The 13,155-nt window shown below is 59.8% G+C and carries 17 protein-coding genes; 6 read left to right on the top strand and 11 right to left on the bottom strand.

Annotated features, from left to right (window positions below; translation table 11 throughout):
- The first annotated feature begins 99 nt into the window (after positions 1–99).
- On the top strand, positions 100–771 hold the full coding sequence (locus LPU83_RS58160) for an outer membrane lipoprotein carrier protein LolA (protein ID WP_024315335.1): 672 nt from the start codon (positions 100–102) through the stop codon (positions 769–771).
- Positions 772–894: 123 nt separating this feature from the next.
- Entirely contained in the window at positions 895–1,698 is an 804-nt protein-coding gene (gene xth, locus LPU83_RS58155) for an exodeoxyribonuclease III (RefSeq protein ID WP_024315334.1), read from the top strand.
- Positions 1,699–1,702: 4 nt separating this feature from the next.
- Here the strand turns inward: xth and LPU83_RS58150 are convergent, their stop codons facing one another.
- Together LPU83_RS58150 and LPU83_RS58145 are read right to left on the bottom strand one after the other, a co-directional pair.
- On the bottom strand, positions 1,703–2,158 hold the full coding sequence (locus LPU83_RS58150) for a cyclic nucleotide-binding domain-containing protein (protein WP_024315333.1): 456 nt from the start codon (positions 2,156–2,158) through the stop codon (positions 1,703–1,705).
- 1 nt (position 2,159) lies between these two features.
- Positions 2,160–2,843, bottom strand: a complete 684-nt coding sequence (locus LPU83_RS58145) for a response regulator transcription factor (protein ID WP_024315332.1) — start codon at positions 2,841–2,843, stop codon at positions 2,160–2,162.
- A gap of 143 nt (positions 2,844–2,986) precedes the next feature.
- Here LPU83_RS58145 and LPU83_RS58140 point away from each other — a divergent pair, with 143 nt between their 5' ends.
- Both LPU83_RS58140 and LPU83_RS58135 read left to right on the top strand, forming a co-directional pair.
- Positions 2,987–3,535 carry a L,D-transpeptidase family protein gene (locus tag LPU83_RS58140; protein WP_082321244.1) on the top strand — a complete coding sequence of 183 codons (549 nt, stop codon included), beginning with the start codon at positions 2,987–2,989 and terminating at the stop codon, positions 3,533–3,535.
- 139 nt (positions 3,536–3,674) lie between these two features.
- On the top strand, positions 3,675–4,505 hold the full coding sequence (locus LPU83_RS58135; RefSeq protein WP_024315330.1) for an aldo/keto reductase: 831 nt from the start codon (positions 3,675–3,677) through the stop codon (positions 4,503–4,505).
- Between the two features lie 56 nt (positions 4,506–4,561).
- On the opposite strand, the gene LPU83_RS58130 is transcribed toward LPU83_RS58135, so the two are convergent.
- The 5 genes from LPU83_RS58130 to rplS all read right to left on the bottom strand — a co-directional run bounded on the left by LPU83_RS58130 (position 4,562) and on the right by rplS (position 9,193).
- Entirely contained in the window at positions 4,562–5,098 is a 537-nt protein-coding gene (locus LPU83_RS58130; protein WP_024315329.1) for a SixA phosphatase family protein, read from the bottom strand.
- Positions 5,099–5,210: 112 nt separating this feature from the next.
- Positions 5,211–6,620 carry a 3-isopropylmalate dehydratase large subunit gene (gene leuC / locus LPU83_RS58125; protein WP_024315328.1) on the bottom strand — a complete coding sequence of 470 codons (1,410 nt, stop codon included), beginning with the start codon at positions 6,618–6,620 and terminating at the stop codon, positions 5,211–5,213.
- Between the two features lie 247 nt (positions 6,621–6,867).
- Positions 6,868–7,689, bottom strand: a complete 822-nt coding sequence (locus LPU83_RS58115; RefSeq protein ID WP_024315327.1) for an amino acid ABC transporter permease — start codon at positions 7,687–7,689, stop codon at positions 6,868–6,870.
- Positions 7,690–7,711: 22 nt separating this feature from the next.
- Complete coding sequence (locus tag LPU83_RS58110; protein ID WP_037070382.1) at positions 7,712–8,509, bottom strand: transporter substrate-binding domain-containing protein; 798 nt, start codon at positions 8,507–8,509, stop codon at positions 7,712–7,714.
- A 147-nt stretch (positions 8,510–8,656) separates the two neighbouring features.
- Positions 8,657–9,193 (bottom strand): 50S ribosomal protein L19, encoded by a 537-nt coding sequence (rplS, locus tag LPU83_RS58105; RefSeq protein ID WP_024315325.1) that lies wholly within the window; start codon positions 9,191–9,193, stop codon positions 8,657–8,659.
- On the opposite strand from rplS, the gene LPU83_RS72830 reads away from it, so the two are divergent.
- A complete protein-coding gene (locus LPU83_RS72830; protein WP_141652559.1) occupies positions 9,192–9,572 on the top strand; it encodes a hypothetical protein in 381 nt (126 codons plus the stop codon). The two genes, rplS and LPU83_RS72830, sit on opposite strands and share 2 nt — an antisense overlap.
- Positions 9,538–10,992, top strand: a complete 1,455-nt coding sequence (locus LPU83_RS58100) for an NCS1 family nucleobase:cation symporter-1 (protein ID WP_024315324.1) — start codon at positions 9,538–9,540, stop codon at positions 10,990–10,992. Before LPU83_RS72830 ends, LPU83_RS58100 begins: the two co-directional genes overlap by 35 nt.
- A gap of 41 nt (positions 10,993–11,033) precedes the next feature.
- On the opposite strand, the gene trmD is transcribed toward LPU83_RS58100, so the two are convergent.
- The 4 genes from trmD to LPU83_RS58080 form a co-directional block, all read right to left on the bottom strand.
- Positions 11,034–11,714, bottom strand: a complete 681-nt coding sequence (trmD, locus tag LPU83_RS58095) for a tRNA (guanosine(37)-N1)-methyltransferase TrmD (protein WP_024315323.1) — start codon at positions 11,712–11,714, stop codon at positions 11,034–11,036.
- An 8-nt stretch (positions 11,715–11,722) separates the two neighbouring features.
- Positions 11,723–12,292, bottom strand: a complete 570-nt coding sequence (rimM, locus tag LPU83_RS58090) for a ribosome maturation factor RimM (protein WP_024315322.1) — start codon at positions 12,290–12,292, stop codon at positions 11,723–11,725.
- A gap of 118 nt (positions 12,293–12,410) precedes the next feature.
- Positions 12,411–12,779 (bottom strand): 30S ribosomal protein S16, encoded by a 369-nt coding sequence (gene rpsP, locus LPU83_RS58085; protein ID WP_024315321.1) that lies wholly within the window; start codon positions 12,777–12,779, stop codon positions 12,411–12,413.
- A gap of 48 nt (positions 12,780–12,827) precedes the next feature.
- Positions 12,828–13,148: a chorismate mutase gene (locus LPU83_RS58080; RefSeq protein WP_024315320.1), complete on the bottom strand. Its 321-nt coding sequence runs from the start codon at positions 13,146–13,148 to the stop codon at positions 12,828–12,830.
- Positions 13,149–13,155: the final 7 nt, after the last annotated feature.

Below are 13,155 nucleotides of genomic sequence, written 5' to 3'. Positions count from 1 at the left end.
ACCTGATTGCCTCGAAACCGTTAGTTTATGCAGGTCTGCGAGCTACGCCATGAAGGCGCCGCGTTTCCGCAGCATTCAAATTGCATAAAGGAGACATAGATGAACAACTCCGATCCCATCCTGGACCGCATCTCGCTGACCCGGCGCCATCTTTTGGGTACGCTGGCGGTCGCTGCGGCGTCTGCGATTCCGATCGCTGCCTATGCCCAGGCGGCATCCGCTGCTTCCAACAACGCTACAGCACAGGCGATCGCGGACCACTTCTCGAGTGTCGCCACGATGCAGGGCGAATTCGTTCAATTCGGCCCGCGCGGCGAGCAGACGGGCGGAAAGTTCTACATCCAGCGCCCCGGTAAGCTGCGTTTCAACTATGACAACCCGTCGCCGATCCGCGTCATTGCTGACGGAAAGAACGTGGCTGTCGGGAATATGAAGCTCAAGACGTGGGATCTGTATCCGCTCTCCAAGACGCCTCTCAGTCTGCTGCTGGCGCAGCGTATCGATTTGTCGTCCGGTTCGGTGAAGAGCGTCAAGCAGGAATCCGACCTGACGACAATCGCTCTCGGCAACAACACGGTTTTTGGTAACTCGACGATTACGATGATGTTCGATCCGAAGACCTACGATCTTCGCCAGTGGACGATCACCGACAACCAGGGCAAGGACACCTCGGTCATGGTCTTCAACGTCAAGACCGGCGTCCAGTTCGACGACAAGGTGTTCAGGGTGCCGTACGAGGTGATCCCGGGAACGGCCGCTTACCGAGATTGATGTCTGCTGTTTTACGAGAAGAACGTCCTGCGATCCCGCGGGGCGTTTTTCTTTGCGCGCATCCGTTCCATCGGCACAGCCTTTGCTCTAAAGCCAGTTTGTCCGGTTTTGAAAGGCGTTCGAATGGGCTTCTCGGTTACGACTTGGAATATCAATTCTCTGCGGCTGCGCATGCCGATCGTCGAGCAATTCGTCCTCAAGCATAAGCCAGACATCCTCTGCCTCCAGGAAACGAAGGTTCCGAACGACCTGTTTCCTGCCTCGCCGTTGCGCGCAATGGGCTACGAACATATCATTGTCCATGGCCAGAAGGGCTATCACGGCGTTGCCATCGCGTCGCGTTTCCCGCTGGTCGAGGACCACCGCCAGGACTATTGCAACGTCGGTGACGCGCGACACATCTCGGCCGTCTTCGAGCGCGGTAGCCGGCGTATTCGCCTGCATAACTTCTACGTGCCAGCCGGCGGCGACGAACCGGATCGGACGATCAATCCGAAATTCGGCCACAAGCTCGATTTCGTCGAGGAAATGAAACAACTCAATGCAGATAGCGAGGCGAACACCTCGGCAATCCTTGTCGGCGACCTTAACATTGCTCCCCTCGAGCACGACGTCTGGTCACACAAGCAGCTGCTCAAGATCGTCAGCCACACGCCTGTGGAGACCGAAGGTCTTCTCGAAGTGATGCAACGTGGCGCCTGGCTCGACCTGATGCGGCAGCACGTCCCGGAAAACGAAAAGCTCTATACATGGTGGAGCTATCGCGCCAAGGACTGGGAAGCGGCTGGCCGCGGTCGCCGCCTTGACCATATATGGTCCTCAAAAGACCTTGGACCGCACCTGCAGCGCATCGAAATCCTGAAGGAAGCCCGCGGCTGGGAACGGCCGTCCGACCATGTGCCGGTCACGGCGCACTTCAATCTCTGATCTATCAGACAAAGCGGTGAAGTTGGGCAGCGGCTTTGGCCGCGAGCTCCGCGATGTTGTCGCGGATGCGATGCTCGATCAGTCGGGCGGCATCCGGATACTCCTCGATCAGCCGATGGAAGAGCGAGCGGGTGATGCGGATAATACTCGTGTCTTCCGTTGCAATCGCCGTAAACTTGCGCTCGACCAACGTGATCAACGCAAGTTCGGACAGAAGCGTACCAGGTCCGACGGTGCTCTGAATTTCGGGCTGGCCATCGCGACCCATCCGGCTGAGTTCGACGCCGCCACCGAGGATGACATAGGCGCTTTCCGCCGGCGAGCCTTCCCGAAAGAGCATCTGGCCGGCTGAAATGACGCGTCTATCCGCGCCGAAGGCGATCAGCCGCAACTGATCCTCGGACATGCCGTGGAACAGCGGAAGCTGCGACAGCAGCCGGATGTCATCGTTCAGTGCCATCTTACGGTATGATCTTGTAACCGCCGTTTTCCGTTACCAGAATCTCGGCATTGGAGGGATCGCGTTCAATCTTCTGGCGCAGCCGATAGACATGGGTTTCCAGCGTGTGCGTCGTCACGCCAGAATTATAACCCCATACCTCTTCAAGCAGCACGTCACGGGTGACGACCTTTTGTTCCGCGCGATAGAGGTAGCGAATGATCGCCGCTTCCTTCTCGGTCAGGCGGATCTTTTGGCCGCTGTCCATCGTGAGGAGCTTCTGGCTCGGCTTGAAGACGTAGGGGCCGACATTGAAGGTAGCATCCTCGCTTTGCTCATGCTGTCGCAGCTGTACGCGGATGCGGGCAAGCAGGACCGCAAAGCGGAATGGCTTGGTGATGTAGTCGTTGGCGCCGGCCTCCAAGCCAAGGATCGTATCCGAGTCTGTGTCATGGCCGGTCAGCATGATGATCGGGGATTTCAGTCCGCCCTTGCGCAGCAACTTTACAGCCTCGCGGCCGTCCATGTCAGGCAGGCCCACATCCATGATGAGCAGGTCGATCGGCGTTGATCGCGCGCGCTCGACGCCCTTGGCCGCCGTCATTTCCTGAAGGACCGTGAACTCGTCATAGAGAGAAAGCTGCTCCGTGAGTGTCTCGCGGAGGTCGTCATCATCATCCACCAAGAGAATGGTGCGTGCGGTCATGCGGCTCTATCCCTCGCCTGCGGTCCCTCATTCCTACGCCAATTTTCTACCATTGGCAAAGATCGGGCGACCGAGCTGTTGTCGTATACGATGCTATATGATTTCAATCGTTGTCCTAGCAATCGCAACCACATGTGAGAAAAATGGAGAAAACAAGGCGTCCGAGACCGATAAAGTCGACGACCCTCCTCGTTCGTCCTGCGCCGGGAAAAAAAAGCAGGGCTTTGATCCAGTTCGGCACGATTACCGTGCCTGCCGCAATCGGTCGCTCCGGCCGAACGGTTCTCAAGCGCGAGGGAGATGGTGCCACCCCCATAGCCTCGATGACGCTGCTTTCCGGCTTCCGACGCGGCGACCGACCCATACGCCTTGAGACGCCACTTGCGGTTCGCCGCATTCGTGGCGATATGCTTTGGTGCGACCAGCCCGAGAATGCGAATTACAACAGGCTCGTCAGAGCACCGTTTCGGCCGAGCCACGAGGAAATGAAGCGCAAGGACGGGCTCTATGACGTCTGCCTCGTCATGGACTGGAATATCACGTCGCGGACGCGAAATCGCGGCTCGGCAATCTTCTTGCATCTGATCAAGCCCGGCTACGAGCCGACCGCGGGATGTGTGGCGGTTCATCCGCGCGATATGCGGCGCCTTCTGCCCTTCATGCGCAAGGGCACAGTCGTTCGCGTTCTTTGATCCGCGGGGGTGATAAACCAGCCCTGCTGACCTATATGCCTTCCGACCGGCGCACCGGCTGAAATGCGCGCAGGGAAATCCGCAACGGACGCGGGTTCAATCACGCCCGTGCAATTCTTTAAACTTCCGGAGACATATTGTGGCACAGCAACCCATCATCACTTTCCATGACGGACATTCCATTCCCCAGGTCGGCCTCGGTGTTTGGCAGACGCCCCAGGACATCGCAGCATCGACGGTGCGTACGGCCATTGCCGCCGGCTATCGTCACATCGACACGGCTTCCGGCTATGACAACGAGGAAGGTGTTGGCGAAGGCATCCGCTCGTCCGGTCTCGATCGCAAGGACATTTTCGTCACCACCAAGCTTCGCAATACCGACCAAGGCTACGACGCGACCATGCGCGCGTTCGAGGGCAGCCTGAAGAAGCTCGGCACCGAGTATGTCGATCTCTACCTCATCCACTGGCCATCGCCGCACCGTGGGCTGTATCGCGAAACCTGGAAGGCTTTCGTGAAGATCAGGGAAGAAGGCCGCGCCCGTTCCATCGGCGTTTCGAACTTCTATCCGGATCATCTCGAACAGATCATCGGTGACACGGGCGTCGTTCCCGTCATCAACCAGATCGAGCTGCATCCCGATTTCCAGCAGAAGGCGGCCCAGGAAGCACACAGGAAGCTGAACATCGTCACCGAATCCTGGAGCCCGCTCGGTCAGGGCAAGTTGATCGCCGATCCGACGATTGCCGATATCGCCAAGAAGCACGGGAAGACGCCCGCGCAGGTCATCATCCGCTGGCATATCGACAGCGGCCTCGTCGTCATTCCGAAGTCGGTGACGCCGTCGCGCATCGAGGAGAATTTCAAGGTCTTCGATTTCAAGCTCGATGCGGCCGACATGGCGGCGATTGCCAAGCTTGACGACAAGGGCGCCCGTATGGGGCCGGATCCGTACACGGCCAACTTCTGATCGGAACTTCGCTCTTCCTTCTCCGCTTCGAGACAGGGGAGATACCGCCTTGGCAGTCAGCCAAGTGAGCGCGGCGTGATGAACCGTTCCAGCATGCCGCTTCTCGGCTTCAGATCCTTCCAGCGATCGGCATCGAAATCGATGACGGCGAGTGCGGCCGTCGGGAATTTCTCTCTGATGCGAGCGCATGCCTCCGGATCGCCTCCGCCGATCAGACCGTCTGCGAGATCCTGAAATCCCGGATTGTGCCCTATCAGCATGAGCGTTCGAACCTGCGGGCCGATGGTCTGCATGACGGCAGCGATTTTCCCCGCGGACGCTTCGTACAAATCGTCCGCATCCTGCTTTGTGATCGAGGATGGAAGCTTCTTGGCGAGGAGTTCCCAAGTCTCCTGCGTGCGGCGAGCGGACGACACGAGCACCAGATCGGGAATAAGTCTTTCATGAGCGAGATAGCGGCCCATCAGCGGTGCCGCCTTCTCGCCTCGACCGGCAAGCGGGCGATCGTGGTCCGCGACATTGGAAGGCCACGCGGATTTGGCGTGGCGAAGAAGCAGGAGGCGTCGTTTCGCGGTCGACTTTGCGGCGTTCATGTTGCTCATCCAAAAGGAGCCCGGGGTCGAACGCGGCTATTGTCTCACCGAATACGTCCGGCGTGTGCTGGGATAACCTCCCCCTCGTCTGCGAGAGGGAGGCTATCCATTGTTAGTTCCACTCGCGAATGTCGACGAAGTGGCCGGCGATCGCGGCAGCGGCGGCCATTGCCGGCGAGACGAGGTGCGTCCGACCCTTGAAGCCCTGACGGCCTTCGAAGTTGCGGTTCGAGGTCGAGGCGCAGCGTTCGCCGGGCTTCAGGCGGTCGTCGTTCATGGCCAGGCACATGGAGCAGCCCGGCTCGCGCCAGTCGAAGCCGGCGGCCTTGAAGATCTTGTCGAGGCCTTCCTGCTCTGCCTGTTCCTTCACGAGGCCGGAGCCTGGAACGATCATGGCATTGACGGTCGAGGCAACGGTCTTGCCTTCGACGACCTTGGCAACGGCGCGCAGATCCTCGATGCGGCCGTTGGTGCAGGAACCGATGAAGACACGGTCGATGTTGATCTCGGTGATCGGGGTGCCGGGCTTCAGGCCCATGTAGTCAAGCGCACGCCATTTGGAAGCGCGCTTCGTCTCTTCCGGGATTTCGTCCGGGTTCGGAACGACGCCCTGAACGGAAATGACATCCTCCGGCGAGGAGCCCCAGGAAACGATCGGGGGCAGCTCGGCGGCGTTGAGCTTCACAACCCGGTCGAAATGCGCGCCCTCGTCTGACTTCAGGGTCTTCCAGTAAGCGATAGCCTGCTCCAGCGTCTCGCCCTTCGGCGCACGCGGCTTGCCCTTGATGTACTCAAAGGTGATGTCGTCAGGCGCGATCAGGCCGGCGCGGGCGCCGCCTTCGATCGACATGTTGCAGATCGTCATGCGGCCTTCCATCGACAGCGCGCGAATGGCTTCGCCGGCATACTCGATGACGTAGCCGGTGCCGCCGGCCGTGCCGATTTCGCCGATGATGGCGAGAACGATGTCCTTGGCAGTGACGCCAGCAGGCAGCTGGCCGTCGACCTGCACCAGCATGTTCTTCGCCTTCTTCTGGATGAGCGTCTGGGTTGCGAGCACGTGCTCGACCTCAGAGGTGCCGATGCCATGTGCAAGCGAGCCGAAGGCGCCGTGCGTCGAGGTGTGGCTGTCGCCGCAGACGATCGTCATCCCCGGCAGGGTGAAGCCCTGTTCCGGTCCGATGATGTGGACGATCCCCTGGCGCTTGTCGTTCTCCGAGTAGTATTCGACGTTGAATTCAGCGGCGTTGATGGCCAGCTGCTCGACCTGGATGCGACTTTCCTCGTTCTTGATGCCGAGATGACGATCCGGCGAGGTCGGAACGTTGTGGTCGACGACAGCCAGTGTCTTTTCAGGCGCACGAACCTTGCGGCCGGTCATCCGCAGGCCTTCGAAGGCCTGCGGCGAGGTAACTTCGTGGACCAGGTGGCGGTCGATGTAGAGAAGACAGGTGCCATCGCCCTGTTGATCGACCAGATGGTCGTCCCAGATCTTATCGTAAAGGGTACGCGGTGCGCTCATGGCGGTAGGTCCGTTTTTTTGGATGCATAAGGAGAAATGGAGCTGGTGACGGACAGGTCCGCCGCGCCGTCGTTCGATCAACGAAGTCGGCTGTTGAGTGCACCGGAAACGGCCGCAAAGAAGCGTGCCGGCAGGCGGTAATGATCCTGCAGCACGAAAACATGCGCCCCAATGCAACTAAACTTGGATTCCATGGGCTGTCACATACCAATTTTTCGCGACGGCGGCAATTCGAATCGTTCAGCCGCTATCGCTGATCCCTGCCGCGCATCCGTTTCTCCACTTGCCTCAGGGCAAGCGACAAACCGATTGTCAGGATGAGGTAGATATAGGTGACGATCGAATAGGTCTCAAAGAAGCGGAACGAACCGGAGGCGTAGATCTTGCCCATCTGCGTGATGTCGGAAACGCCGAGTACCGAGACCAGCGAACTGTCCTTCACCATCGCCACGAAATCGTTCGACAGCGGCGGGAAGATCACCCTGATCGCCTGCGGAAAGACGACGAAGCGGAAGCGGTGATAGCGCGACAGGCCGAGCGCTTTGGCCGCTTCGATCTGCCCATGATCGACGGACTGAATGCCGGCGCGGAAAACCTCGGCGATGAAGGAGGAATAGCCGATCATCAGGGCGATGATCGCCCGCCACATCAGCGAGAAGTCCCGCACCATCACCGGCTCGCTCAAGCCGGCCCGGACCAGCGGCGTGGTCAGAAAATTGTAGGCGGCGACCATGCCAGGGGCGCCGACGAAGGCAACATAGAACAGCAGCACCAGCATCGGCACGCCGCGGATAACCTCGATATAGAAGCGCGAGATCTGGCGGAGCGCGACGCTGTCCGACAGCCCAAGCAGCGCTATGCCTAGGCCGAGGATGGTCGCCAGTGCGAATCCAACCAACGTCACGAAGATGGTGACGCCGACGCCGTTGAAGATGGTGCGGAAGACTTGCGCATAGATGTCGTTGGTAATGATGACGACGGCAAGGACGATGCCGATCACGATAAGGGCGACCAGCCACCAGGGGTAGTCGCCCTTACTATGCCCGCCAGGGGCTTGCTGAGGAGCCATCACGTGTTAGCCGAAGACAGGTTCATTCGCCCATCTTGTAGTCGAGGAACCACTTCTTGTTTAGGGCATCAAAGGTGCCGTCGGCCTTCAGGCTTGCGATCGCGGCATTCACCGGCGCAACCAGATCGGAGCCTTTCGGGAAGATGAAGCCGAAATCCTCGGTGCCGAGCGGGCCGCCGATGACCTTCAGGCCGCCGTTCGAGGCATCGACGTAACCCTTGGCAGCGACGCTGTCGGTCAGCACCACGTCGACGTCGCCCGCCTTGAGGGCCTGCACGGTGGCGCCGAAGGTCTCGAAGAGCTTCACGCGGGGGTTCTGCTCGTTGCCGTCAAGAATCTCGTAGACGGCTGTATAGAAAGGCGAGGTACCCGGCTGTGCGCCGACGAGGCCGTCGTTGAAGGCACCGAACGTCTTGGCGTCGGTGAAGCGTTTCTCGTCTCCGCGTACCAGCATGAACTGCTGCGAGCGCATGTAGGGATCGGAGAAATCCACCTTGGCCTTGCGATCATCCTTGATGGTGATGCCGGTCATGCCGATGTTGTACTGGTTGTCCGAGACGGCCTGGATCATCGCGTCCCAGCTGGTGTTCTGGTACTCGACCTTGAAATTCAACCGCTTGGCGATCTCGTTCATCGCATCATATTCCCAGCCGATCGCCTTGCCCGACTTCGGATCGACGAACTGCAGAGGCGGGTAGGCGTTCTCGGTAACGACGACGACCGACTTGCCTTGAAGGTTCGGAAGATCGGCGCCGAAGGCTGCCAGTGGCGACAGAATGAGAGCGGTCAGTCCAGCAAGGACGGTACGGCGGAACGGCATTGAATATCTCCCCGAAACATAGCTCGCGAAACCTGTCATAGGTGCAAAGCCGATGGCAAGAGCATTGCCGTATGCAGGCATCCAAAAACAGAAAAGGCGGCCCAAAGACCGCCTTTCCGTGCAAAGATTTTTGCGTTGCCGCAGAACTTATTCTGCTGCCGGTTCCGCAGCGGCTGCAGCTTCTGCTGCTGCCTTGGCTTCTGCGGCTTCCTGTGCTGCCTTCTCGGCTGCGAGCGCCTGAGCTGCTGCAATCTTTTCGGCTTCCAGGCGTGCCTTTTCCTCAGCAACGGCCTGACGCTCGGCGTCGTTGAGCTTGCGGGCGCGGGTGCCGGTGTTCTCGACAATACGAGCCGACTTGCCGCGACGGTCGCGCAGGTAGTAGAGCTTGGCGCGACGGACCTTACCGCGGCGAACGACTTCTACGCTTTCGATAGCCGGGGAGTAGACCGGGAATACGCGCTCGACGCCTTCGCCGTAGGAGATCTTGCGAACCGTGAAGTTTTCCTGCAGACCGCCGCCGGAGCGAGCGATGCAAACGCCTTCGTAGGCCTGTACGCGGGTACGGGTGCCTTCCTTGACGCGGACGTTGACGCGAACGGTGTCGCCCGGGGAGAATTCCGGAAGCGTGCGCTGGGCTTCGATCTTGGCGACCTGTTCGGCCTCAAGCTGCTGAATGATATTCATGACTCAACCTCTTTGTTGGTTCAACAGCCAGAGCGCTCTGGCGATCTATCCTTGGTCAAGCCGCAGATATTTGCCGGTGAGGGCAGGAGCGAATTCGTCTGTTTTTCTTTACGTGGTTGATGGGAAATTTCCCATTCCGGGCGTGCGGATACCCTATTACGCAGGCTTTGTCACCCCTTCGGGCTGGAAATTTCGCCGCGCCGAACGCCAAACGCGGCTTTTGCCAGCATTGCTCGATGCCAAGCCTGTGACTCATTTGATTAAATATTTGTCAAATGCACAAGAGGGGAGCAGATTCGCGTTTGGGTCAAATTGTGATCCGTTTCAGTTTCGGAGGGGAATGAATGACAACAAGCAATCCGTCGCCCTCGTTATATAACGAGGACTTGGCGCCCGCTCAGGAGAGGAAGTGGGGCGCCTTCAGTATCTTCAATGTGTGGACTTCGGACGTTCACAGCCTCTGGGGTTATTATCTTGCCGCGAGCCTTTTCCTGCTGTGCGGCAGCTTCATCAACTTCGTGATCGCGATTGGTATCGGATCGCTAGTCATCTTCTTCCTCATGAGCCTCGTCGGCAATGCCGGCGTCAAGACGGGGGTGCCGTTCCCGGTTCTTGCCCGCGCCTCGTTCGGTACGTTCGGGGCCAATGCCCCGGCCCTCGTGCGCGCGGTCGTCGCCTGCTTCTGGTACGGCGCGCAAACGGCGGCGGCATCCGGCGCGATTGTTGCCCTGCTGATCCGCAACGAGAGCATGCTCGCCTTCCATCAGAATAGCCACATGCTCAGCCATTCGACGCTGGAGGTCATATGCTTCGTCGTCGTCTGGGCCCTGCAGCTCCTGATCATCCAGCGTGGCATGGAGACGGTGCGCAAGTTCCAGGATATGGCTGGTCCGGCCGTCTGGGTGATGATGCTTGTCCTGGCGGTCTATCTTGTCATCAAGGCAGGCACCTTCTCCTTCGGAGCCGAGATCCCGCGCGACGTCCTGCTTGAGAAGACGAAGGATGCGGGCATTCCGGGCGAACCGGGCTCGTTCCCGGCTCTTGCCGCGGTTGCCGCGACATGGATCACCTACTTCGCGGCTCTCTACCTGAATTTCTGCGATTTCTCCCGCTATGCCAAGGACACCAAGACGCTTCGCAAGGGCAATCTCTGGGGTCTGCCGATCAACCTTATCGCCTTCTGCCTCGTCGCCGGCGTCACGACCACGGCTGCGTTCACCGTCTACGGTGAAGTGCTGCTGCATCCGGAGGCGATCTCGGCGAAATTCGACAGCTGGTTCCTGGCGCTGCTTGCGGCTCTGACCTTCGCCGTCGCAACGCTTGGCATCAACGTGGTTGCAAACTTCGTCTCGCCGGCTTTCGATTTCTCGAATGTCTTCCCCCGGCAGATCAGCTTCAAGCGGGGCGGTTACATCGCTGCTCTGATTGCGCTGGTGCTCTATCCGTTCGCACCGTGGGAAACGGGTGCCGCGCACTTCGTCAACTTCATCGGTTCGACGATGGGGCCGATCTTCGGGATCATGATGGTGGACTACTATCTCATCCGGAAGGGCGAGTTGAACGTTGCGGCCCTCTATCAGGAGAATGGTGAGTTCCGCTTCCAGAACGGCTGGCACACGAATGCCTTCATCGCCTTCGTGATCGGTGCGCTGTTCTCATCGATCCTACCGACCTTCACGTCAATCCTGCCGGATTGGTGGGCGACCTATGGCTGGTTCTTCGGCGTCGGCATTGGCGGCCTCGTCTACTACGTGTTGCGCATGAGCGCGCGCGGCTCGGCGGTCGGAGCCACCAGCTGACCACCCTGAAGATCGAGTGCCCGGCTTCGCCCGGGCATTTCCTAGTCTTCCAGCAGGTCCGGGCGCCGTTCCCGGGTCAGCTGAAGTGCCTGCTCGCGGCGCCATTTGTCGATCGCACCGTGGTTCCCCGATGTCAGGATCGCCGGAATTTCCCGGCCTTCCCATTCTTGCGGCCGGGTATAGTGCGGATGCTCCAGCAGGCCGCCTTCGAAGCTCTCATGCAATCCGGAAAGATCGTTGCCCATGACGCCGGGTAGAATGCGGACGATCGCATCGAGCACGGTCAACGCCGCCGGTTCGCCTCCCGAGAGCACGTAGTCGCCGATCGAGACTTCTTCGAGCTCGCGTGCATCGATGACACGCTGATCCACCCCCTCGAAGCGGCCGCAAACGATGATAACGCCGTCGCCGGATGCGAGTTCGCGCACGCGCTCCTGTGTCAACGGCTTGCCGCGCGGGCTCATCAGCAGTCGCGGGCGGGTGTCATTTTCGCAGGCGCTATCGATGGCGCGGGCGAGAACGTCGGGCTTCAGCACCATACCGGCGCCGCCACCGGCGGGCGTGTCATCGACGGTGCGGTGCTTGTCCGTGGTGAAATCGCGGATCTGCACGGTATCGAGCGACCACTGGCCACGCTCGATTGCCTTGCCGGCAAGGGAGTAGCCGAGATGGCCAGGAAACATTTCCGGGTAGAGGGTCAGCACGGTCGCGCGGAACGCCATCGACGGCCTCACTTCTTCTTTTTAGGCTTGTCGGGTGTGAATTTCGGGCCGTCATCCTCACCGTCCACGAGGCCGGCGGCCAGCGGATCGATGGTGATCGTTCCGCCTTCGAGGTCGATGTCGAGCACCGAGACTTCCGAGAAGGGGATCAGTACCGGGCGCTTGCCGGGCCCCTTCAGTTCCAGGAGATCGCCGGCGCCGAAGTCGAAAACGCCGGTCACGGTGCCGTAGCTGACGCCCTGGTCGTCGAGCGCTTCCAGCCCCTCGAGATCGGCGTAGAAGAATTCGTCCTCCTCCAGCTCCTCGTCCGGAAGGTTGTCGCGCTCGATGTAGAGCTCCAATCCGTTCAGCGCCTCGGCCGCATTGCGGTCGTTGATGCCGCGGAAGCGGACGACGACAACGTTCTTCATTTCCCGGATATCGAGGATCTCGAAGGTGCGCCCATCCGTGCTGTGCAGGTTGCCGTAGTCGCCGAGCGCGGTTGGGTCGGCGGTATAGGCCTTAGCCCGCACTTCGCCGCGCAGCCCCTGGGCGCCACCGATCGTTGCCATCAGAACCGGATTTTCAAGCTTTGCCATGACGTCCTTCACATGAAGCCGCAAATCTGGGGCTTCTCTTAACCGAAGTGCGGCGGAATGGAAACGAAAACGGGCGGCATGTCGCCATGCCGCCCGCGTCATAAGGGAAGGATCCCGATTATTCTGCGGAAGCAGCAGCTTCGGCAGCGTCAGCGACCTTCTGAGCCTTTTCAGCAGCGCGCTCCTGAGCCTTCTTGCCCGGCTTTGCCTTGACCGGGTTGTTCTTGGTTTCGCGCTTTGCAACGCCAGCTTCGTCGAGGAAGCGCAAAACGCGGTCGGTCGGCTGTGCGCCGTTGTCGAGCCAATGCTTGATGCGCTCGGCGTTCAGTTCAATGCGCTTTGCATCGTCCTTGGCGAGCATCGGGTTCCAGGAACCGAGCTTTTCGAGGAAGCGGCCATCGCGCGGCGAACGGGCGTCGGCGACGACAACATGGTAGTACGGGCGCTTCTTGGAGCCACCGCGGGCGAGACGAATTTTCAGTGCCATTTTCTTTACTCCTTGGACTTTTTGGACCGCCTGGTTTGGCGGTATGGTTCATTTTGCTGCGGCGCCGTTTTCGGCGTGATCCGCGGCGATCTGCTCATGATGCCGGATGACTTCCTTGATGACGAAGTTCAGGAACTTCTCGGCGAAATCCGGATCCAGATTGGCATCCTTCGCCAGGTGGCGAAGGCGTTCGATCTGGTATTCTTCGCGCGCCGGATCGGCCGGCGGCAACTTGTACTTGGCCTTGAGAACGCCGACCTCTTTGGTGCAGCGGAAACGTTCGGCCAGGATATGCACCAATGCCGCGTCGATGTTGTCGATCGACTGGCGATAGCTCGAAAGCTGGGCTTTGATTTCAGGATCAATCATCTTCTAC

The sequence above is a fragment of the Rhizobium favelukesii genome, from assembly GCF_000577275.2.
Lineage (GTDB): Bacteria > Pseudomonadota > Alphaproteobacteria > Rhizobiales > Rhizobiaceae > Rhizobium > Rhizobium favelukesii.
Note: the sequence above shows the minus strand (reverse complement) of the source record. Positions and strands in the feature narration are given on the sequence as shown.